The 21,519-nt window shown below is 68.5% G+C and carries 21 protein-coding genes; 10 read left to right on the top strand and 11 right to left on the bottom strand.

Features of this window, described 5'->3' with window-relative positions:
• Window positions 1-25 precede the first annotated feature (25 nt).
• Together trpE and ACSVDD_RS00955 are read left to right on the top strand one after the other, a co-directional pair.
• Window positions 26-1,537: an anthranilate synthase component I gene (gene trpE, locus ACSVDD_RS00960; RefSeq protein ID WP_448187414.1), complete on the top strand. Its 1,512-nt coding sequence runs from the start codon at window positions 26-28 to the stop codon at window positions 1,535-1,537.
• 22 nt (window positions 1,538-1,559) lie between these two features.
• Complete coding sequence (locus tag ACSVDD_RS00955) at window positions 1,560-2,420, top strand: hypothetical protein (protein WP_448187413.1); 861 nt, start codon at window positions 1,560-1,562, stop codon at window positions 2,418-2,420.
• Here ACSVDD_RS00955 and ACSVDD_RS00950 read toward each other — a convergent pair.
• On the bottom strand, window positions 2,368-2,571 hold the full coding sequence (locus tag ACSVDD_RS00950; protein WP_448187412.1) for a heavy-metal-associated domain-containing protein: 204 nt from the start codon (window positions 2,569-2,571) through the stop codon (window positions 2,368-2,370). The two genes, ACSVDD_RS00955 and ACSVDD_RS00950, sit on opposite strands and share 53 nt — an antisense overlap.
• A 25-nt stretch (window positions 2,572-2,596) precedes the next feature.
• A complete protein-coding gene (locus tag ACSVDD_RS00945) occupies window positions 2,597-3,619 on the bottom strand; it encodes a divergent polysaccharide deacetylase family protein (RefSeq protein ID WP_448187411.1) in 1,023 nt (340 codons plus the stop codon).
• A gap of 189 nt (window positions 3,620-3,808) precedes the next feature.
• Here ACSVDD_RS00945 and ACSVDD_RS00940 point away from each other — a divergent pair, with 189 nt between their 5' ends.
• From ACSVDD_RS00940 to lexA, 6 genes are all read left to right on the top strand, one after another.
• Entirely contained in the window at window positions 3,809-4,399 is a 591-nt protein-coding gene (locus ACSVDD_RS00940; protein WP_448187410.1) for an anthranilate synthase component II, read from the top strand.
• On the top strand, window positions 4,396-5,436 hold the full coding sequence (trpD, locus tag ACSVDD_RS00935) for an anthranilate phosphoribosyltransferase (protein WP_448187409.1): 1,041 nt from the start codon (window positions 4,396-4,398) through the stop codon (window positions 5,434-5,436). Before ACSVDD_RS00940 ends, trpD begins: the two co-directional genes overlap by 4 nt.
• The gene (gene trpC / locus ACSVDD_RS00930) at window positions 5,433-6,227 is read left to right on the top strand and encodes an indole-3-glycerol phosphate synthase TrpC (protein ID WP_448187408.1); all 795 of its coding nucleotides are present in this window, start codon (window positions 5,433-5,435) and stop codon (window positions 6,225-6,227) included. The genes trpD and trpC overlap by 4 nt, the downstream gene beginning before the upstream one ends.
• A 12-nt stretch (window positions 6,228-6,239) precedes the next feature.
• Window positions 6,240-6,722: a cyclic pyranopterin monophosphate synthase MoaC gene (gene moaC, locus ACSVDD_RS00925; protein ID WP_448187407.1), complete on the top strand. Its 483-nt coding sequence runs from the start codon at window positions 6,240-6,242 to the stop codon at window positions 6,720-6,722.
• Window positions 6,719-7,936 carry a molybdopterin molybdotransferase MoeA gene (locus tag ACSVDD_RS00920; RefSeq protein WP_448187406.1) on the top strand — a complete coding sequence of 406 codons (1,218 nt, stop codon included), beginning with the start codon at window positions 6,719-6,721 and terminating at the stop codon, window positions 7,934-7,936. Before moaC ends, ACSVDD_RS00920 begins: the two co-directional genes overlap by 4 nt.
• 106 nt (window positions 7,937-8,042) lie before the next feature.
• The gene (gene lexA / locus ACSVDD_RS00915) at window positions 8,043-8,750 is read left to right on the top strand and encodes a transcriptional repressor LexA (RefSeq protein ID WP_448187405.1); all 708 of its coding nucleotides are present in this window, start codon (window positions 8,043-8,045) and stop codon (window positions 8,748-8,750) included.
• Window positions 8,751-8,761: 11 nt separating this feature from the next.
• Here the strand turns inward: lexA and ACSVDD_RS00910 are convergent, their stop codons facing one another.
• Window positions 8,762-10,900, bottom strand: coding sequence for a ComEC/Rec2 family competence protein (locus tag ACSVDD_RS00910; protein WP_448187404.1), 2,139 nt, complete (start codon window positions 10,898-10,900; stop codon window positions 8,762-8,764).
• 104 nt (window positions 10,901-11,004) lie between these two features.
• On the opposite strand from ACSVDD_RS00910, the gene gltX reads away from it, so the two are divergent.
• Both gltX and gltA read left to right on the top strand, forming a co-directional pair.
• On the top strand, window positions 11,005-12,417 hold the full coding sequence (gene gltX / locus ACSVDD_RS00905; RefSeq protein ID WP_448187403.1) for a glutamate--tRNA ligase: 1,413 nt from the start codon (window positions 11,005-11,007) through the stop codon (window positions 12,415-12,417).
• Between the two features lie 93 nt (window positions 12,418-12,510).
• A complete protein-coding gene (gltA, locus tag ACSVDD_RS00900) occupies window positions 12,511-13,815 on the top strand; it encodes a citrate synthase (protein WP_448187402.1) in 1,305 nt (434 codons plus the stop codon).
• Between the two features lie 203 nt (window positions 13,816-14,018).
• Here the strand turns inward: gltA and ACSVDD_RS00895 are convergent, their stop codons facing one another.
• The 8 genes from ACSVDD_RS00895 to bamA form a co-directional block, all read right to left on the bottom strand.
• The gene (locus ACSVDD_RS00895) at window positions 14,019-14,627 is read right to left on the bottom strand and encodes a glutathione S-transferase family protein (protein ID WP_448187401.1); all 609 of its coding nucleotides are present in this window, start codon (window positions 14,625-14,627) and stop codon (window positions 14,019-14,021) included.
• Window positions 14,628-14,743: 116 nt separating this feature from the next.
• A complete protein-coding gene (gene gloA / locus ACSVDD_RS00890) occupies window positions 14,744-15,139 on the bottom strand; it encodes a lactoylglutathione lyase (protein ID WP_448187400.1) in 396 nt (131 codons plus the stop codon).
• Window positions 15,140-15,166: 27 nt separating this feature from the next.
• Window positions 15,167-16,345, bottom strand: a complete 1,179-nt coding sequence (gene lpxB / locus ACSVDD_RS00885; protein ID WP_448187399.1) for a lipid-A-disaccharide synthase — start codon at window positions 16,343-16,345, stop codon at window positions 15,167-15,169.
• Window positions 16,342-17,163: an LpxI family protein gene (locus tag ACSVDD_RS00880; RefSeq protein ID WP_448187398.1), complete on the bottom strand. Its 822-nt coding sequence runs from the start codon at window positions 17,161-17,163 to the stop codon at window positions 16,342-16,344. Before ACSVDD_RS00880 ends, lpxB begins: the two co-directional genes overlap by 4 nt.
• Window positions 17,153-17,959: an acyl-ACP--UDP-N-acetylglucosamine O-acyltransferase gene (lpxA, locus tag ACSVDD_RS00875; protein ID WP_448187397.1), complete on the bottom strand. Its 807-nt coding sequence runs from the start codon at window positions 17,957-17,959 to the stop codon at window positions 17,153-17,155. The genes ACSVDD_RS00880 and lpxA overlap by 11 nt, the downstream gene beginning before the upstream one ends.
• Entirely contained in the window at window positions 17,956-18,426 is a 471-nt protein-coding gene (fabZ, locus tag ACSVDD_RS00870) for a 3-hydroxyacyl-ACP dehydratase FabZ (protein WP_448187396.1), read from the bottom strand. The genes lpxA and fabZ overlap by 4 nt, the downstream gene beginning before the upstream one ends.
• A 118-nt stretch (window positions 18,427-18,544) precedes the next feature.
• Window positions 18,545-19,186 (bottom strand): OmpH/Skp family outer membrane protein, encoded by a 642-nt coding sequence (locus ACSVDD_RS00865; RefSeq protein ID WP_448187395.1) that lies wholly within the window; start codon window positions 19,184-19,186, stop codon window positions 18,545-18,547.
• Between the two features lie 2 nt (window positions 19,187-19,188).
• Complete coding sequence (gene bamA, locus ACSVDD_RS00860) at window positions 19,189-21,459, bottom strand: outer membrane protein assembly factor BamA (RefSeq protein WP_448187394.1); 2,271 nt, start codon at window positions 21,457-21,459, stop codon at window positions 19,189-19,191.
• Window positions 21,460-21,519: the final 60 nt, after the last annotated feature.

Genomic DNA, 21,519 nt, shown 5'->3' with positions numbered 1-21,519 from the left:
CAACCAGCGCACCGGAGTTCATCCCGTGAAGGTCCTGCCCGATTTCACCGCCTTCGATCTCGCCTACGTTGCCGGGCGGCCGCAGGTGGTGTGGACCACGCTGGTCAGCGATCTGGAGACGCCGGTCTCCGCCTACCTCAAGCTGGCGGACGGGCGGCCCTTCGGCTTCCTGCTGGAGTCGGCCGAGCGCGGGCACGGCTCACGCCGCGACCGCTATTCGGTGATCGGCTTCAAGCCGGATCTGGTGTGGCGCTGCCGGCGCGGGGCGGCGGAGATCAACCGCCGCGCGCTCTACGACGGCGCCGCCTACGAGCCGCACCCCGGCAAGCCGCTGGACACGCTGCGCGCGCTGATCGACGAGAGCCGGATCGAGCTGCCGGACGAGTTGCCGCCCATGGCGGCGGGCCTGTTCGGCTATCTGGGCTACGACATGGTGCGGCTGATGGAGCGGCTGCCGGACAACAATCCGGACGAGCTGGACATCCCCGACGCCATCATGACGCGGCCGAGCATCGTCGCCATCTTCGACAGCCATGCGGATTCGGTGACGCTGGTGACCCCGGTGTGGCCGCAGACGGGAGTCGACGCGCAGGCCGCCTACGCCCGCGCGTCGGAGCGTCTGGCCGACGCGGTGGCCGATCTCGGCCGGCCGCTGCCGTTCCGCCGCGAGCCGCGCGTCGAGGGCGGGCTGCCGCTCACGCCGACCAGCAACACGACGCGCGAGGAATATCACGGCATCGTGGAGGCGGCGAAGGAGTACATCCGCGCCGGCGACATCTTCCAGGTCGTGCCCTCGCAACGCCTGCGGGTGCCGTTCAAGCTGTCGCCGCTGGCGCTGTACCGCACGCTGCGCCGGCTGAACCCCTCGCCGTTCCTGTTCCACCTGGATTTCGGCGAGCTGGCCATCGTCGGGTCGAGCCCGGAGATCCTGGTCCGCCTGCGCGACGGCAAGATCACCATCCGTCCGCTGGCCGGCACCCGCAAGCGCGGCGCCACGCCGGAGGAGGACGAGGCGCTGGCCGCCGATCTGCTGGCCGATCCCAAGGAACTGGCCGAGCACCTCATGCTGCTCGACCTCGGCCGCAACGACGTGGGCCGCATCGCCAAGATCGGCACCGTCAAGGTGACGCAGAAAATGGCGGTGGAGTACTACAGCCACGTCATGCACATCGTCTCCAGCGTCGAGGGCGAACTGGACCCCAGCCATTCGGCGCTCGACGCGCTGGCCGCCGGCTTTCCGGCCGGCACGGTGTCGGGGGCGCCGAAGGTCCGCGCCATGGAGGTCATCGACGAGCTGGAGAAAGCCCGGCGCGGCGTCTACGCCGGCTGCATCGGCTATTTCGGCGCCAACGGGGCGATGGACACCTGCATCGCGCTGCGCACCTCGGTGATCAAGGACGGCATGCTCTACGTCCAGGCCGGCGCCGGCATCGTCGCCGACAGCGACCCGGAGTCCGAGTACCAGGAGACCATGAACAAGGCCATGGCCCTGATCCGCGCCGCCGAAGAGGCCGTGCACGCCGCCAATGGCCGCTGACGCCGGCCCGGCTGGATAGACGATGACCGAAGCGGACTGGCTGCCGCTTCTGGTCCGCGTGGTCGCGGCGTCGGGTGTCGTGGTGCTGGCGTCGCTGGCGGCGGAGCGGGTGGGGCCGTTCTTCGGCGGCCTGATCGCCACCCTGCCCGTCTCGACCGGCCCGGCCTACGTACTGCTGGCCATCGACCACGACGACGCGTTCATCGCCCAGGCCGCGCTGTCCAGCGTGGCGACCAACGTCACCATGATCGCGTATCTGGTGGCGCTGGTGCTGGCCTCGCCGCGCGCCCGCCTGCCGGCCAGCCTGGGCGGCGCCATCGCCTTGTGGATCGGCGGCGCGGTGCTGCTGCGATTCGTGCCGTGGACTGTGGCGGCGGCGCTGGCCGCCAATGTCGCGGCGTATGTCCTGGCCTATCGGCTTCTGCGCCGCAGCGCGCCCGAACCGGTAACCCGGCGGCCGGTGTCGCGCTGGTACGACGTGCCGCTGCGCGCGGTGCTGGTGGGATTGCTGGTGGTGGGCGTCACCACCGCCAGTTCGCTGATCGGCCCGGCCGCCACGGGCATCGGTGCCATCTTCCCCATCGCCCTGTCGAGCCTCACCGCCGTGGTTCACCAGCGCCTGGGCGGAGCCGCGGCGTCGGCGACCATGCGCGGCGCGGTGATCGCCAACCCCGGCTTTTTGCTGTCGGTGCTGACCGTGCACCTGCTGGCCGTCCCGGCCGGGCGCTGGTGGGCGCTGGCGGCCGGGTTGGCGGTGTCGCTGGGCTGGTCGGCCGGGCTGCTGGTGTGGAAGGCGGGGTGCAAACCCTCTCCCGCGACGGGAGAGGGGATCAGGCCGCCTTCCCGCCAAAGTCGAACCCCGCGCCCTCCACGGCGTTCTTGACCGCATCGGCGTCGGCGCCATCCACGGTGACGGTGCCGGTGGGCAGATCGACCTCGACCTTGGCGCCGGGGGACAGCTTGGTGATGGCGTTGGTCACCGAGCGGGCGCAGCCGCCGCAGGTCATACCGTCAACCTTGTACTTCTCGCTCATAAAGACCTCCTGAGGTGTTGAAAATTCAGCCGCAGGCGCAGCGGGCGCGGACCACGGCGCTGACGGGGACAAGGACGAAACCGCGCTTCTGCACGTCGGGCAGCCAGGAGGCCAGCGCCTCCAGCGTGGAGTCGTGCGGATGGCCGATGGCGATGGCGAAGCCCTGGTGGCGAGCCGCCGCCTCGGTCTTGGCGAGCTGTGCGCGCACCGCGGACACCGTCTCGACGTTGTCGAGGAAGATGTCACGCCCGGCGAAGGGCATCTTCATCTCACCGGCCAGCGCCGCCGGCACCGTGGAGGACGAGGTGCGGCTGTCCAGCCACAGCAGGCCGCGCCGCTGCACCTCGGCCAGTACCGGCGCCATGGCGCCACGGTCGGCAGTGAAGCGGCTGCCCATGTGGTTGTTGACGCCGACGTAACCGTCGAAGCTGGCAAGCGCCTGCGTGAACCGGCGCTGGATCTCGTCGCGGGAGAGGCGCACCAACAGCGCGTCGGGGCCGGGGTCGGCCTGCACGCTGGGCTCCATGGGAATGTGCAGCAGCAATTCATGCCCGGCGGCGCGCGCCGCCCGCGTCTGTTCGCGCAGGTCCTGCGCGTAGGGCAGCCACGCCAGCGTCAGCGGCGCCGGCAGCTTCACCGTGCGGGCCGAGCGCTTGCGGTCCAGTCCCAAATCGTCGACGACGATGGCGATGGCCGGACGGCCCGCGGTCGGTGGTGCCGGGATGGCGTTCTTCAGCCAGGGCGGTTGCCCGCCGGTAGCCGGCGGAATCGGCGGCGGCAGCATGGCGGTCTGGAGCGGCCGCGCCGCGGCGGGTTCCGGCTCGTCGAACGGCACGCCCGGTTCCGGCTCGGTGGTCGCCACAGGTGAAGGTGGCGATTCGACCACGGGCGCGGCGACCTTCACCACCGGCTTGGGTGGCTCGGTGGGCGCGCCGGTGAGCTTCGCGGCCAGCACCGCCACGCCGAACACTGCCGCCACCGCGGCCAGCGCCAGCAGGAAGGGCCGTGCGGCGCTCCCCTTGCGGACGGTCTTGCGCTTGCCCGCCATCCGGCGTGCTCCTCCTGTCGCTCACATGGCGCCCAAGGTGGCATCCGCCGGGCCGCGCCGCAACAGCCGCGCGGGGCTGAAAATCCGTGTCTGGAAATCTGGCCGGCGGACGGCTAGGGTACCCGTTCCCGGGGACGAGGCCGGAACGCCCCGCGCCGAACGCCGCCCCGTCAAACGTCGGACCATGCCATGCTGCTCCTGATCGATAATTACGACAGCTTCACGTACAACCTCGTCCATTACCTGGGTGAGTTGGGCGCCGACGTGCGGGTGTGGCGCAACGATGCGCTTTCGGTTCAGGACGCGATGGACCTCCGGCCCGAGGGCATCGTGCTGTCGCCCGGCCCCTGCGACCCGGACAAGGCCGGCATCTGCCTGCCGCTGATCGACGCGGCGGCCAAGGCGCGCATCCCGCTGATGGGCGTCTGCCTGGGCCATCAGGCCATCGGGCAGGCGTTCGGCGGCAAGGTGGTGCGCGCCCCCGTGCCCATGCATGGCAAGGTCGATTCGATGCGGCACACCGGGCGCGGCGTGCTGACCGGCCTGCCCTCGCCGTTCCGCGCCACGCGCTACCATTCGCTGGTGGTCGAGCGCGAGAGCCTGCCGTCGTGCCTGGAGGTGGTTGGCGAGAGCGGCGACGGCCTGATCATGGCGCTGATGCACAAGGAATTGCCGATCCACGGCGTGCAGTTCCACCCGGAAAGCATCGAGAGCGAGCACGGCCACGCGATCCTGCAGAACTTCCTGGGCACCACCCGCCGGCTGGAGACCGCCGCATGAGCCCGCACGGCGACATCACCGACATGAAGGCGATCCTCGCCAAGGTGGCGACCGGCGCCGTGCTGAGCGAGGCGGAATCCGAGCTGGCCTTCGACACCATTATGACCGGCAACGCCACGCCCTCGCAGATGGGCGGCTTCCTGATGGCGTTGCGCGTGCGCGGCGAGACGGTGGAGGAGATCACCGGGGCGGCGCGCATCATGCGCTCCAAGGCCATCCCCATCGAGGCGCCGCCGGGCACCATCGACACCTGCGGCACGGGCGGCGACGGCTCGGGCACCTACAACATTTCCACCGCCGCGGCGCTGGTAGTTGCGGCCTGCGGCGTGCCGGTCGCCAAGCACGGCAACCGCGCGCTGTCGTCGAAGTCCGGCGCCGCCGACGTGCTGGCCGCGCTGGGCGTCAATTTGGACTGCGACATGAGCCTGGTCCGCAAGGCGCTGTGGGAGGCCGGCATCGGCTTCCTGATGGCGCCGCGCCACCACCTCGCCATGCGCAACGTCGGCCCGACGCGGGTCGAGCTGGGCACCCGCACCGTGTTCAACCTCCTGGGCCCGCTGTCCAACCCGGCGACCGCCAAGCGCCAGTTGCTCGGCGTGTTTTCGCCGCAGTGGGTGGAACCGCTGGCGCACGTGCTGAAGCGCCTGGGCTCGGACGTGGCCTGGGTGGTGCACGGCCAGGGACTGGACGAGATCACCACGACCGGCAGCACCAAAGTGGCGCAGCTCAAGGACGGTGACGTCACCGTGTTCGAGGTGACGCCGCAGGACGCCGGCCTGTCCGCCGCCAGCTCCGAGGCGCTGAAGGGCGGCGACGCGCACGAGAACGCCGCGGCCATGCGGGCGCTGCTGGACGGCGCGCCCGGCGCCTACCGTGACATCGTGCTGCTGAACGCCGCCGCGGCGCTGATCGTCGGCGGCAAGGTGGACGACCTGAAGTCCGGTGTGAACCTCGCCCGCCAAGCCATTGATTCCGGAGGGGCACGCACCGTGCTGCAACGCCTTGTGTCCATCACCAACGAGCAGGTTGCGGCATGAGCGACGTTCTGACCCGTATCTGCGACGACAAGCGCGTCCACGTCGCTGCCTGCAAGGCAGAACACCCGCTGAGCGCTGTCGAGGCCGAGGCTCGCACCGCCGATCCGCCGCGTGGCTTCGTGGCGGCGCTGCGCCGGACGGTGGATGCCGGCGGCTACGGACTGATCGCCGAGATCAAGAAGGCCAGCCCGTCCAAGGGTCTGATCCGCGCCGACTTCGATCCGCCGACGCTCGCCCGCGCCTATCGGGAAGGCGGCGCCACCTGCCTGTCGGTGCTGACCGACGAGCCGTACTTCCAGGGCCGCGACGAGTATCTGGTGGCCGCGCGCGCCGCGGTGGATTTGCCGTTGCTGCGCAAGGACTTCATGCTCGATGTTTATCAAGTGGCTGAAGCCCGTGCGCTGGGCGCCGACTGCATTCTGCTGATCATGGCGGCGTTGGAGGATGCCCAGGCCGGCGAGTTGGCCGACGCCGCCAAGCATTACGGCATGGACGTGCTGGTCGAGGTGCACGACCGGCCGGAGCTGGATCGTGCGCTGAAGATCGACCTGCCGTTGATTGGTGTAAACAACCGCAATCTCAAGACTTTAGCGATCGATCTTGCGACAACGGAGGAACTGGCGTCGCACGTTCCGCCGGGCCGCATGCTGGTCGCCGAAAGCGGCCTGTACAGCCCAGCCGACCTGACGCGCATGGCCGCCGTGGGCGCCAGGTGCTTCCTGGTCGGCGAATCGCTGATGCGACAAGACGACGTCACCGCCGCCACCCGAGCGCTTCTGGCGCGCGCCTGAGGGGATACGCCCATGTCCGGCTTCACACACTTCGATTCCGAAGGCCGCGCTGTGATGGTGGACGTCTCCGACAAGGCGGAGACGACGCGCACGGCCACCGCGCAAGGCTCCGTGCTCATGCAGCCGGAGACGCTGCGGCTCATCATGGAAGGCGGCGTCAAGAAGGGTGACGTGCTGAGCGTGGCGCGATTGGCCGGCATCATGGGCGCCAAGCGCACGCCGGACCTCATTCCGCTGTGCCACCCCCTGGCGCTGACCTCGGTGAAGGTGGATTTGACAGTAGAGCCGGCGCGCAACGCGGTGGACATCACCGCCACCTGCAAGCTGAAGGGCCAGACCGGCGTGGAGATGGAGGCGCTGACCGCCGTTTCGGTGGCGGCGCTGACCGTCTACGACATGTGCAAGGCGGTGGACCGCGGCATGACCATCACGGAGGTCCGCCTTGTCCACAAGGCCGGCGGCAAGAGCGGCGAGTGGGGGACCACGCCCACATGATTTCCGTCGCCGAGGCCCGTGCGCGCATCCTGGCATCCTGCCCGGCCCTACCGGCCGAGGTGGTGACGCTGACCGATGCGCTGGGCCGCGTGCTGGCCGAACCGGTGACGGCGCGCCTGACGCAGCCGCCCTTCGCCGCGGCCATGATGGACGGCTGGGCGCTGCGCGCCGCCGACGTGGCCGGCGCCTCGGCCAAGTCTCCCATCGCCCTGACCCGCATCGGTGAATCCGCCGCCGGGCACGGATTCGCCGGCACCATCGGCCGCGGCCAAGCGGTGCGCATCTTCACCGGCGCCCCCCTGCCCGACGGCGCCGACGCCGTGGTGATGCAGGAGGATTGCACCGCCGACTCCGCCACCGTCCACGTCCCCATCGCCGCCAAACCCGGCAAGTTCGTCCGCTCCGCCGGCCTGGACTTCCGCGCGGGAGAGGCCGTGCTGCCCGCCGGACGCCGGGTGACCAGCCGCGACGTGGCGCTCGCCGCCGCGGCCAACGTGCCCTGGCTGAAGGTGCATCGCCGGCCGCGTGTCGCCGTGCTCGCCACCGGCGACGAGGTGCGTTTGCCCGGCGAGCCGCTCGGCCCCGGCCAGATCGTCAGTTCCAACGCCTTCGGCCTGTGTGCGCTGGTGACCACGCAGGGCGGCATCGCCAGCAACCTGGGCGTCGCCGCCGACACCCCGGAGTCGCTGGCCGCCCTGGCCGCCGGGGCGGAGGGTGCCGACCTGCTGGTCACCGCCGGCGGTGCGTCCAAGGGCGACTACGATCACGTCCGCACCGTGCTCGGCGGCGGCGCGCTGGCGTTCGACGAGGTGGCCATGCGGCCCGGCAAGGCAGTGCTGTTCGGCCGGGCCGGCGGCGTGCGGTTGCTCGGCCTGCCCGGCAACCCGGTGTCAGCAGCGGTGTGCGCCATCCTGTTCCTGAAACCGGCGCTGGCGGCGCTCCAGGGCTTGACGCCGGATGGCAGGCGGCATTTCGCCCGGCTGGCATCGCCCCTGCCCGCCTGCGACGCGCGCGCCGACTTCGTGCGGGCGACGCTGGCCCATAACGACCAGGGCGAGGCGGTCGCCACGCCGTTCTCGCGCCAGGACAGCGCCATGACGTCGCGGCTCGCCCGCGCCGACGCGCTGGTCGTCCGCGAGCCGGGTTCCCCGCCGGCCGAGCCGGGCGACTGGGTGGAGATCCTGCCGCTTTGCGGCGGTTGCCTGGATCTCTAAAAAGTCGCCTCTCGGGCCTTGACGGCGGCGCAGAACCAAACTAGAACGTTTGGTGGACGTTTTGCTTTTGTTCCAGATCCAGCGCGGCGCTCGCCGGGAGGCACACATGCTCACTCGTAAGCAGCACGAACTGCTGCTCTTCATCAACGAGCGGCTGGGCCAGGGCGGCGTCTCGCCCTCGTTCGACGAGATGAAGGACGCGCTGAACCTTAAGTCCAAGTCGGGAATCCACCGCCTGATTACCGGCCTGGAGGAGCGCGGGTTCATCCGCCGCCTACCGCACCGCGCCCGCGCGCTGGAGGTGCTGAAGCTGCCCGAGGGGTTGGACGCCCGCGGCTCCGGCCGGCCGCCGCGCGCCAAGTTCCAGCCCAACGTCATCAAGGGCGATTTCTCCGCGGCGCTCCCCGGCCGCGAGGTGATGGCGGCGGCCGAGACCGTGCAACTTCCCCTTTATGGCCGCATCGCCGCGGGCACGCCCATCGAGGCGTTGCGCGACAACTCCAACTACGTGGACGTCCCGGCGACCATGCTGACGCCCGGTGACCACTACGCGCTTGAGGTGGCCGGCGACTCGATGGTCGAAGCCGGCATCCTCGACGGCGACACGGTGGTGATCCAGCGCTGCGACACCGCGGACAATGGCAGCATCGTCGTCGCCCTGGTGGACGACGGCGAGGTGACGCTGAAGCGCCTGCGCCGCAAGGGCAACACCATCGCGCTGGAGCCCGCCAACGCCGCCTACGAAACCCGTATCTTCGGCGCCGACCGTGTGCGCGTGCAAGGCAAGCTGGTCGGCCTGTTCCGCAAGTATTGAATCTCTGAACGCTAAGGTACGGTCCACGGACGCTGCCCGCGCCGCTCCCGCACGCTCTCCGCCCGGACGCCGCCGGAGGTGACATAGAGCGCGTGGGTACCGCCGCGCAGCAGCGCCCAGCGGTCGATGACCAACGGTGCCCGACAGTGGCGGGCCGGCTCAAGGTTGACCACCGCATCGGCGGATCCGCAGTCTTCCGCCTGCGCTTGGGAATTGGAAGACAGAGCCACCGTCCGGCCGTCCTTGCGGTAGACACAGCCCAGCGCGTCGCACGCCAGCCGGCCATCGGTGCTGCGGCCCCCCCTCGGCCAGGGCGCCGACGGCGTGTCCACCCCGTCGCGCTTCAGCCACGCGTTGGCGATGAAGCGCGCGGCGGTGGCGCTCGACAGGCTCAGGCGCCCATCTGCGGCGCGCACTGCCAGCAGCTTGCCGTCGCCGGCCACCAGCACGTCCGGCGGCACGGTGAACACCGGGGAAATCAGGCCGAGCAGCACCGGCACCAGCCCCCACAACCGCCAACGCCCGCTCCACAGCGCCAGCCACAACCCACCCAGGACGATGGCGACCAGACCCGCCAGCGGCATGGCCGGGACCAGCAGTGTGGCGCCCGGCAATCCGGCCGTCAGGTGCGCCGTCCAGATGACGACGGTGACGCCCCACCCCATGGCGACCAGCGCCGGCTCCTCCCATCCCATCGGCAGCAGAACATAGGCCAGCAGGCCCCAGGGCATCACCCAGAACGAGGTGACCGGCACCGCCAGCATGTTGGACAGCACGCCATACAGCGCCACCTGCTGGAAGTGGAACAGCGAGAACGGTGTGGTCGCCAGCGTGGCGACCACCGACGACAGCGCCACGCCGGTGAAGTACAGCAGCGTCTTCAATGGCCAGCCGGCGCCTTCCTGCCAACGGCGCAACGTCGGCGCCATCACTTCGAACGCCGAGATTAGCGCCAGCACGGCGCCGAACGACATCTGGAAGCTCGGGCCGAGCATGCCCTCGGGCTGGATCAGCAGAACGGTGAGCCCGGCGAACACGATGACCCGCAGGCTGACCGTGGTGCGGTCAACCAGGACGGCGGCCATCACCATGCCGCTCATCAGCACCGAGCGCAGCATCGGCGCCTGCGGCCCGACCACCAGCAGATAGCCGGCTGCAGCGAGGATGCCGCCGACCGCCGCGATCTTCTTGATCGGCCAGCGCAGCGCCAGCGGTTCGATCAGCGCCAACAGTCCGCGCAGCACGGCGAACACCAGTCCGGCGACCAGCGCCACATGCAGACCCGAAACCGACAGCAGATGCGACAGGCCGCTGGCCCGCATGTCGTCCATCACCGGCTTGGGAATGCCGGTTTGCTCGCCGTTCAGCAGCGCCGCGGTCATCGAGGCTTCCGGCTCCGGCAGCGCAGCCCGGCAGCGCTCGAAGATGCGCTCCCGCAGGCGCTCCACGCCGATCATCACCGCCCGCCACAGCGTCGGCGGCGGCCCCTCGACCGCGACCGCAGCGCTCAGCACGAATCCGGAGCCGCCGATGCCGTCAAAAAAGGCGTTGCGTTGGAAATCGAATCCGCCCGGCGCCGGTGGCGCCGGCGGTGGGGTGAGCATGGCGCGCAGACGCACGACGGTGCCGGCCTCGGGCAACGGCAGGCGCCCCGGCAGCCGCAGGCGCACCCGGCCGGGCGTTGCTTTAGGCGCCAGCCGTTCAATGCTCAATTCCCGCAACACCAGACGGGCGCCTTCCGGCAGGCGGTCGACGATCTCGACGCGGCCAGTCACCAGCACTGGGCCGATGGGCTTGCGCAGCATCGGGTCAGCCATGAAGGCGGTGCGCCCCTGGGCCGACGCGAATCCGACCGCGACGGCGAGAATCGCCAAGGCCACCGCGAGGCCCAAGGTCCAACGGCGGAGCGCCCACGCCAGCACCGCCGCCACCCCGGTCAGCGCCGCCCCCATCCAGCCGGGCGGCTCGGTCGGCAGCAAGAAATAGGCGGCGACACCGAATCCCAGCCCAACGGGGGTCCACAGGAACCAGCGGTCCCGCTCCTCGATCAGGCGGTCAGCCAGCCACGCCGCGGCGCGCCCGAACGGCCCTTGCACCGCTGGCGGAGCCGTGTCGACGGGTGATTCGTCGTCGAAAAGGCCGTCCGTCACCGCACCGCACACTCCGACCGCATGGAAGGCCCTCCCCGAAGCGGCCGAATGTGATAAACCACCGCACCAGTGTACCAGCGCCACACAGAAGAATTGAGTCACCGATGAGCGTCGTCACTCGTTTCGCGCCGTCCCCCACGGGCTTCCTCCACATCGGCGGTGCGCGCACGGCTTTGTTCAACTGGCTGTTTGCCAAGCACCACGGCGGCACCTTCCAACTGCGCATCGAGGACACCGACCGCGCCCGCTCCACGCAGGCGGCGGTCGATGCGATTCTCGACGGGCTGTCCTGGCTGGGGCTGGAATGGGACGGCGACGTCCTCTCGCAGTTCGGCCGCAAGGACCGCCACGCCGAGGTGGCGAAGCAGATGCTGGCGGCCGGCAAGGCGTACCATTGCTACGCCAGCCCCGAGGAGCTGGACGCCATGCGCGCGGCGCAGAAGGCCGCCGGCCAGCCGGTGCGCTACGACGGCCGCTGGCGCGACCGCGATGCCTCCGAGGCGCCGGCCGGCGTCGCTCCGGTGATTCGCCTGAGGGCGCCGCAGACCGGCGAGACGGTGCTGAACGACCACGTGCAGGGCGAGGTGCGGGTGCAGAATCAGCAGCTCGACGACTTGATCCTGCTGCGCGCCGACGGAACGCCCACCTATCTTCTGGCGGTGGTGGTGGACGACCACGACATGGGCGTCACCCACGTGGTGCGTGGCGACGACCACCTGACCAACACCTTCCGGCAGATCCAGATCTACAAGGCGATGGGCTGGGACCTGCCAGAGTTCGCGCACATCCCGCTGATCCACGGCCCGGACGGCGCCAAGCTGTCGAAGCGGCACGGGGCGCTGGGCGTCGACGCCTACCGCGACATGGGCTATCTGCCCGAGGCGCTGCGCAACTATCTGCTGCGCCTGGGCTGGGCGCACGGCGATGACGAGATCATTTCGACCGAGCAGGCCATCGGCTGGTTCACCCTTGAGGGCATCGGCCGCTCGCCGTCGCGATTCGACTTCGCCAAGCTGGAAAACCTGAACGCCCACTATATGCGTCAGGCCGACGATGCCCGGCTGGTCGGGCTGATCGTGCCGCGCCTGGAGGCGGACCTTGGCGTTTCGCTGACGGACGCCCAGCGCGACCTGCTGACCCGCGCCATGAACGGCCTGAAGCAGCGCGCCCGCACGCTGGTGGATCTGGCGCAGAGCGCCAGGTTCTACGTCGCCGCGCGGCCGCTGTCCTTCGACGACAAAGCCACGGCGTTGCTCGACGCGGCGGGCCGCGGGGTGCTCAAGGATCTCGCCGCGCTGTTCGCGCAGGAGCCGGAATGGACCGCCGCCGCCCTCGAATCGCGCGTGCGCGGGTTTGCCGAGGAGCGCGGCGAGAAGCTGGGCAAGATCGCCCAACCGTTGCGCGCCGCGCTCAGCGGCTCCACCGTCTCTCCGCCCATCTTCGAAGTGGCGGAATTGCTGGGCCGTGAGGAGACTCTGGCCCGCATGGGACAACTGCCGGAGAACAGCGCCGGCTAATTTCCATGCGTTGATATCCGGCGCACGTGGAACTATGCTGCGCCGATTCGAAAGGGCAGGAAACGCCCCCACCCATAATAAGGACGTGCCGAGATGAGTCAGACCGCGGACACCGTCACTTTGATCGACAACCGCACGGGCAAGCAAGTCACTATGCCCGTGCTGCACGGCGCCACCGGCCCGAGCGTCATCGACATCCGCAAGCTGTATGCCGAGACCGGGTACTTCACCTACGACCCGGGCTACACCTCGACCGGCAGCTGCGAATCCAAGCTCACCTACATTGACGGCGACGTCGGCGTGCTGTTGCACCGCGGTTATGCCATCGAAGATCTGGCCGAGCACTCCACCTTCCCCGAGGTCTGCTACCTCCTGCTGAACGGCCACCTGCCGACCGCCTCGGAGAAGCAGACCTTCGAAGACACTATCCGCCGCCACACGATGGTGCACGAGCAGATCTCGCGCTTCTACAGCGGCTTCCGCCGCGACGCGCACCCGATGGCGGTGCTGTGCGGCGTGACCGGCGCGCTCTCGGCCTTCTATCATGACTCGATCGACATCGACGATCCGCAGCACCGGATGATCTCGTCGCACCGTCTGATCGCCAAGATCCCGACCATGGCCGCCATGGCCTACAAGTATTCGACCGGCCAACCCTTCATGTACCCGCGCAACGACCTGACGTACGCGGAGAACTTCCTGTACATGATGTTCGGCACGCCGTGCGAGCCGTACAAGGTCAACCCGATCCTGTCCAAGGCCATGGACAAGATCTTCATCCTGCACGCCGACCACGAGCAGAACGCGTCGACCTCGACGGTTCGCCTCGCCGGCTCGTCGGGCGCCAACCCGTTCGCCTGCATCGCTGCCGGCATCGCCTCGCTGTGGGGTCCGGCGCACGGTGGTGCGAACGAGGCCGTGCTGAAGATGCTGGAGGAGATCGGCACGGCGGACCGCGTCCCCGAGATCGTCCGCCGCGCCAAGGACAAGAACGACAACTTCCGCCTGATGGGCTTCGGTCACCGGGTCTACAAGAACTACGACCCGCGCGCCGCCGTCATGCGCCAGACCTGCCACGAGGTGCTCGGCGAGTTGGGCATCAAGAACGATCCGCTGCTCGACATCGCCATGGCGCTGGAGAAGGTCGCGCTCGAGGACCCGTACTTCGTCGAAAAGAAGCTGTACCCGAACGTCGACTTCTACTCGGGCATCATCCTGAAGGCGATGGGCTTCCCGACCAGCATGTTCACGGTTCTGTTCGCCGTGGCGCGCACCGTCGGCTGGATCTCGCAGTGGAAGGAGATGATCGAGGACCCGCAGCAGAAGATCGGCCGCCCGCGTCAGCTCTACACCGGCGAGACCAAGCGGGAGTTCATTCCGCTGGCGCAGCGTGGCTAACCGGCCAACAGCCCAGTTCGGAAAGGGTGGCGCCGATGGCGCCACCCCGTCTCCGGGTGCGTTCATCATCCCGGCGCGGCGGGCTCGCCTTGTGCAACCCGTTGCCAACGACAACACGCCGCCGCTCTCGCGGCGGCTGTTGCGTTACGGATTGTTCGCGCTGATCGTGGCGGCGGTGGGTTTTCTCGCCCTGGCCTGACCCGTCACCCGCGCGTGATGGGGATGTGCGGCGAATCGGCCGCCACGCGGTCGAGCCATGCCCGTACGTTCGGGGTGGCCGACAGGTCGAACCTGCCTTCGTGCGCCACGTGGGTGTACGCGTACAGCGCGATGTCAGCGATGGTCAACCCGTCGCCCACGAAGAACGGGCGCTTCTCCAAGTGCCTCTCCATCACCCCCAGCGCGTCGTATCCCAGCCGCCGCTTGGTCGGCAGCGCCAGCGTACGCTCCGGCGTCATCTCGACGTTGTGGGTGATCCAGTAGCGTACGGTCGCAACGTTCGGTTCGTGGCTGTACTGCTCGAAGAACATCCATTGCAGCACCTGCGCCCGCCCCAGCCGGTCATCCGGCAGAAAGCGCGAGCCTTCCGCCAGATACCAGATGATGGCATTCGATTCGGCGAGCACGGAGCCATCCTCCAATTCCAGCGCGGGAATGCGGCCGTTGGGGTTCTTGGCGAGGAAAGCCGGCGTGCGCGTCTCGGCCCGGTCGATGTCCAGTTCGATGCGTTCGTACGGGATGTCCAGTTTGTGCAGCATCAGCCGACACTTGTAGCCGTTGCCGGAGGTCAGGTTGTCGTAGAGGCGCAGCACGGCGCGTAGCCCCCCTCAATTCATCCGATATCGGATGAAAACACGGTAGGGCCGACAACGCCAGTGTGAACTCTAACCGGCAGCTCTAAATCACCCGTACGAAGGACAACCGCCCCCTACTTCCGCTCGATCAACTCGATCTTATAGCCGTCCGGGTCCTCGACGAAGGCGATGACGGTGCTGCCGTGCTTCATCGGGCCGGGCTCGCGGGTGATTTTCGCCCCCTCGGCGCGCAGCTTTTCGCAGGTGCTGTAAATGTCCGGCACACCGATGGCCATGTGGCCGTAGCCGGTTCCGATGACGTACGGCTCCGTCTGGTCCCAGTTGTGGGTCAGCTCGATAACCGCGGTGTCCTTCTCCTCGCCGTAGCCAACGAAGGCCAACGTGAAGCGGCCGCCTTCGTAGTCGGTCTTGCGCAGCAGATTCATGCCCAGCAGCCGCGTGTAGAAGTCCAGCGACTTGTCCAGATCGAACACGCGCACCATCGTGTGAAGAAGCCGGTACTGACTCATGGAACCCTCTTCCGATTGTTCGCCCCCTTATCTGGGGCGCTTCCCCTTGGCGACCACGTCCAGCACGGCATGGGCGGCCCGCTCGCTGGGCGGGGCTTCCGCACCGGCACCGAGCCAGCCGGCGACCTCGGCCACGCCTTCGACCTGTTCGCGCCGCGCCGCGGAGTCGTCGAGCAGGCGGCCGACCGCCGTCGCCAGCGTGTCCGGCCGGCAATCCTCCTGCAACAGCTCGGGCACCAGCATGCGGTCGAGCATCAGGTTGACCAGGTTGACGTACTTCACCCTGATGAAGCGCCGGTACAGCGCGACCGTCAAGCGGCCAAGGCGGTAGGCGATCACCGCCGGCAGGCTGGCCAGCGCCAGTTCCAGCGCCACGGTCCCGGAGGCCGCCAACGCCACCTCCGCCGCCGCGAAGGCGTCGTACTTCTCGGCGTCACCCTCGACGACGATGGTCGGCAGCGGCCAGCCGGCCACCGCGGCGCTCACGTGCTCGCGCACGGTCGCCAGCGTCGGCACCACCACCACAAGATTGGGGTGCGTCGGCAGCAGGCGCTCCACCGTCTCCCGGAAGATCGGCAGCAAGCGGCTCACCTCGCCACGGCGGCTGCCGGGCAGAACGGCCAACACACGCTTGGCCGGGCTGATGCCGTGCTTGCTGCGGAAGCGGGCGGCGTCGCCCTGCCCGGCCCCACTCTCCACCACCGAGTGGCCGACGAAGGTGCAGGGCAGCCCCTCGCGCTCGAAATAGGGCGGCTCGAAGGGCAGCAGCACCAGCAAATGGTCGTAGATGGCGGCGTACTTCTTCGCCCGCCCCGGCTTCCACGCCCACACGGTGGGCGCCACGTAATGGATCAGCGGGATCTCGGGTGCTGCGGCGCGCACGCGCTTGGCGATGCGCACGGTGAAGCCCGGCGAATCGATGCCGACCACCGCGCCGGGTTTCAGGCGCACGATCTCCGCCACGGTCTGGTCCATGCGGCGCAGCAGGTTTGGCAGGTGCGGCAGCAGTTCGAACACGCCGAACAGCGCCAGTTCCGCCTGCGGGACCAGGGTCTCCAGCCCCTCGGCCGCCATACGCTCGCCGCCGATGCCGGCGAAGCGCACCCGGCCGCCGGTCAGCCGCTTCAGCGCCGCCATCAGCCGCGCGCCCAGCACGTCGCCGGACGGCTCGCCGGCGATCAGGAACAGCAGCGGGCCTTCACTCATGAGGAAACCTCGATGCCCAGAACGAACAGGCCGAGCCGGTCGGCCAGTTCGCCCACCGCGGCGCGGTCCACGGTCAGGCTGCCGCCGGCCTGCACCGCGATGCCGGCGAGTCCGGCCGCGGCGGCCTTTTCGACGGTGGTGGTGCCGATGGTCGGCAGGTCGAGCCGGCCGTCCTGCTGCGGCTTGCGCACCTTCACCAGCACGCCGCCGCCGCCCGGCCGGCGCAAGGTGGCGGCGCGCTCCAGCATGGCGTCGGTTCCCTCGATAGCCTCCACCGCCAGCACAATGCCCTGCTGCACCACGCAGCCCTGGCCGACATCCAGCCGGCCGAGGCCCAGCGCCACCTCGACGCCGCGGGCGATGTCCGCCTGTGCTTGCTCGTCGGGCAAGAGGGTGCCGGCGGGGCCGGGCACGGTCAGCAGCTCGCCAAGGAAATCATGCAGACCGACGACGCGGAAGCCCTCGTCCTCCAATTCGCGCGCGACGGCGCGCAACAGGCCGTCGTCGCCCAGCGCGCGGGTGCCGACGCGCATGAAAAACCGCGTCGTGCGCCAGTCCGGCATCAGTTCGGAGAGTGAAGGGCGGCGCACCGGCCCGGCGAACACCAAGTCGCCGACGCCCTCGGCGCGCAGCCGCTCAATGATGCTGCCGGCCGCACCGAGGCGGCTCCACAGGTGCGGGAATCCCTGGACGGTGACCGGGTCGGTCTGGCCTTCAAAGGCGACGACGAACACCTCGCGCCCGGCACCGCGCACGGCGGTGGCGAGGCGGGCCGGAATCTCCCCGCCGCCGGCGAGGATGCCGAGCTTAGGCGCCATTCTCCATGCGCGGCTGAAGAAGCGGACGGGACGTCTTGACGCGGATGAAGTCGAGGATTTCCTTCACCAGTTCGTCGTCCTCGTACTCCCTGACCACCTCGTCCAAGCGGGCGGCGAAGGTGTCGCCGGCCGACGCGAACAGCATCTTGTAGGCGGAGCGCAACGCGCGGACCTGCTCCTTGGCGAAGCCGCGGCGCTCCAGGCCCACCAGATTCAGGCCGGCCAGCCGCGCCCGCTCGCCCATGACGAGGCCGTAGGGAATGACGTCGTTCTCCACCCCCGACATGCCGCCGATCATGGCGTGCGCGCCGATGCGGACGAACTGATGCACCGCCGACAGGCCGCCGAGGATGGCGAAATCGCCGACGTGCACGTGGCCGGCCAGCGTCGCGTTGTTGGCGAGGATCACGTGGTCGCCGACGACGCAGTCGTGCGCGACGTGCGCGCCCATCATGAACAGGCCATGGTCCCCGACGCGGGTCAGCATGCCGCCACCCTCGGTGCCGGGGTTCATGGTGACGCTTTCGCGGATCTTGTTGAACGCGCCGATGATCAGCTCGGACGGCTCGCCATGGTATTTCAGGTCCTGCGGCTGGTGGCCGATGGACGCAAAGGGGAAGATCTCCGTCCCCTCGCCGATTTTGGTGCGCCCCTCGACCACGACGTGGGAGTGCAGGCGCACGCGGTCGCCGAGTTCGACGTGCGGACCAACGACACAGAAGGGCCCAACGGACACGTCTTCACCGAGCTTTGCCGCCGGATCAATGACCGCGTTGGGATGAATCAAGACGCTCATTTCTGGTCCAGAATCATGGCGGAATAGATGGCTTCGGCGACCAGAACGCCGTTGACCTTGGCCTCCCCCTTGAATTTCCACACGTTGGCACGGTGGCGCTGTTTGGCGACGTGGATGTGCACGGTGTCGCCCGGCGTCACCGGCTTGCGGAAGCGCGCCTCATCGATGGTCATGAAATAGACCAGCTTGCCTTCCGCCTCTTCGCCCAGCGTCGACACGACCAGCACGGCCGCAGTCTGCGCCATCGCTTCGATGAGCAGCACGCCCGGCATGACCGGGCGCGACGGGAAGTGCCCGGCGAAGAACGGCTCATTGATCGACACGTTCTTGATGCCGACCGCGCTCTCACCCAGCACGATGTCGACCACGCGCTCGATCATCAGCATCGGGTAACGATGCGGGATCATCTGCATGATCCGCATGACGTCGATATCGGGAACCTTGTTGCTGTCCGCGGTCGCTTCCATCGCCGATCCGTCCACTCGTCTTACAACCGCCATCGGCGGGAGATGGGGCCGTTGTGCCCCATTTCCCGCGGCATATCAATCACAAGCCGGTACCAGAGCCACCATGGCCCTTGGTGCGCTACTGCTTGGGGATGGTCACCGCCACCGTGGGCAGCTGCTTGTTGAGCCGCTCCAGAACGGGCTCGGTAACGTCCAGGTTGCTGGCGAACAGCACCAGCAGGTTGCGCGGAATCACCACGTTGGCGCCGCGCTCGTCAGCGATATCCTGGACGATTTCCAGCATGGTCTTCTGCACGTGGGACATGGCGTCGTTGAACGCCGTATCCAGCGTGCGCTTGCGCGCCTGCACCGTACGCTGCACGTCGGCGACCTGCTTCTCGAAGTCGCGGCGCTTGGCCGCGAAGGCGTCCGGCGCCAGGACGGTCTGCTGCTTGCGCAGTTCGTTCTCGGCGGTCTGGAGCTTGTCCTCGAGGGTTTGGATTTCCTTCTGGTACGAATCGCGCTGCGACTCGATTGCCTTCTGGATGCCCTTGGAAGCCGTGGAATCCTGCATGATGCGCTGGACGTCCACCACCGCGACCAGCGGCGCCTTCAGCGGCTCACCGGGCTTGGCGGCCGGCTGCTGCACGGCAACCGGGGCGGGAGCGGCCGGAGCGGGCTGGGCGGCGGGCTTCTGCTGCGCGCTGGCCTGGACCGGGAGAAGCACGGCGGCGGTCAGCGCAGCCGCGCCGATGATCGCCCTGATGTTCGGGAAATGCATTGTTAGAACCTGGTTCCAAAGCTGAAGCGGAAGATTTCCTTCCGATCGAAGCCTTCCTTGAGGATCGGGAAGGCAAAGTCAATACGGATCGGCCCGAATGGCGACCGCCAGGACAGGCCGGTGCCCACCGACAGGCGGACCGACGTGTTGTCGGCGACGAACGGATCGCCGGAAATGCCGCTCTTGCCCAGCGTGCCGATGTCGGTGAAGCCATAGCCCTTAATGCCGAAATCCTCCGGCAGGCCGAGCGGGAAGCTCATCTCCACGCTGCCGCGGGCGTACTCCTTGCCGCCCAGCGCATCGCCGGTGCGCAGATCGCGCGGGCCGATACCGGCGGTGCGGAAACCGCGCAGCGTGTCGCCACCGATGAAGAAGCGGTCCGACAGCGACACTTCCTTGCCGAGACCGACGATGTAGCCGACCTCGGCGGTGGTGCTGAGCACCCAGTCGTTGTTGAACGTCGGGACGTAAACGCCGCCGCCGATCTTGGTGCGGAAATAGCGGCTGTTGCCCCCCAAACCCGCGGCGTCCGTCTGCACGCGGATGTAGTAGCCCTCGGTCGGGTCAAGGCGGCTGTTGCGCGCGTCGTAGGTGACCTCCTGGCCAACCAGCGAGGTGACGCGGCTGCCGCGCTGCTCCTGAATGTAGATGGACGCACTCGTCGGCACGCTGGAGATCGTCGTGTCCTGCAACTGGTAGTACAGACGCTGGCGCAGACGTTCGGACAGCGGGAAGCCCATGCGCAACGCGAAGCCGTTGTTGCGCTCGTTGAACGACGCCTCGTTCTGGTAGTTGCGCGTCACGCGGAACAGGTCGAAGCCAGCCGACAGGTCGCGGTCGAGGAAGTACGGCTCGGTGAAGGCGATGTCGTATTCCTGCCGGCGCTTGGACACCGTGGCGCCAAAGCGCAGGTCCTGGCCCTTGCCGAGCAGGTTGCGCTCGCGGATCGAGAAGTCGGCCAGCGGGCCGTCGGTCGTCGAATAGCCGGCGCCGACCGCGATCTCACCGGTGGACTTCTCCTGGATGTCGACGTTGACCACCGAGCGGTCGGGCGCCGAACCCTCCTGCGACGTGACCTGCACGCGCTCGAAGAAGTCGAGGTCCTTGATGCGCTGTTCGGAACGCTTGAGCTTGGAGGCGCTGAACGGGTCGCCTTCGGCCACCAGCATCTCGCGCCGGACCACCTTGTCCAGCGTGCGGACGTTGCCGGTGATGTCGATGCGCTCGACGAACACCCGCGGACCCTCGTTGATCTCGTAGGTGATGTCGATGGTCTGGCTGTCGCGGTTTCGCGTGATCTGCGGCCGGATGTCGACGAAAGCGTATTGCAGGTCGCCGACCGCGTTGGTCAGCTTGGTGATCGTGTCCTCGACCTCCTGGGCGTTGTACCACGCGCCCTCCTTGGTCGTGAGCACGCCACGCACCTGCTCGGGATCGAGCGCCTTCAGGTTCGACTTGATGTCGACCTTGCCGAACTTGTAGCGCTCACCTTCCTCGATGGTGAAGGTGATGATGAAGTCGTCCTTTTCCGGCGTCAGCTCGGCCACCGCCGAGACGACGCGGAAGTCGGCGTAGCCTTCCTTCAGGTAGAAACGGCGCAGCAACTCTCGGTCGTAGTTCACCCGATCCGGGTCGTAGCTGTCGTCCGAGCTCAGGAACCGCCACCAGGCGGTCTCCTTCGTCTGGATGTTCTCGCGCAGCGCCCCTTCCGAGAAGTGCTCGTTGCCGACGAAATTGATGGCGCGCACGCCGGTGCGCGCACCCTCGTTGACCTCGAAGACCAGATCGACGCGGTTCTGGTCGAGCTTGATGATCTTCGGTTCCACCGTCGCGGCGAAGCGACCCTGGCGCCGGTAGATGTCGAGCACGCGCTGCACGTCGGCCTGCACGCGGGTGCGGGTGTAGACGACTCGCGGGCGCAGCTGGATCTCTTTCTCCAGCTGCTCGGTCTCGATGCGGCGGTTCCCCTCGAAGGCGATCCGGTTGATGATCGGGTTTTCCTGAACGGCCACGACCAGGGCATCGCCTTCGCGCTTCAACTGCACGTCGGCGAACAGGCCGGTGGCGAACAGCGCCTTCAGCGACTCGTCGATCTTCGACGGATCGAACGCGTCGCCCGGCTGCACCGTCAGGTAGGAGCGCACGGTGCTCGGTTCGATGCGTTGCGTGCCCTCGACCCGGATATCCCGGATGGTCCCGCCGCTGAACACCTGGGCGACCTGCGTCCCGCTTGCCCCATTGGCCTGGGCCAAGGCGAGAGACACCGTTGTCATGGCGCAACCAGCCATCAGGCTGAGCGCCAGAACTTTAGACGACACCCGCAAAATACGCCC

Source organism: Azospirillum terrae (assembly GCF_053470425.1).
Note: the sequence above shows the minus strand (reverse complement) of the source record. Positions and strands in the feature narration are given on the sequence as shown.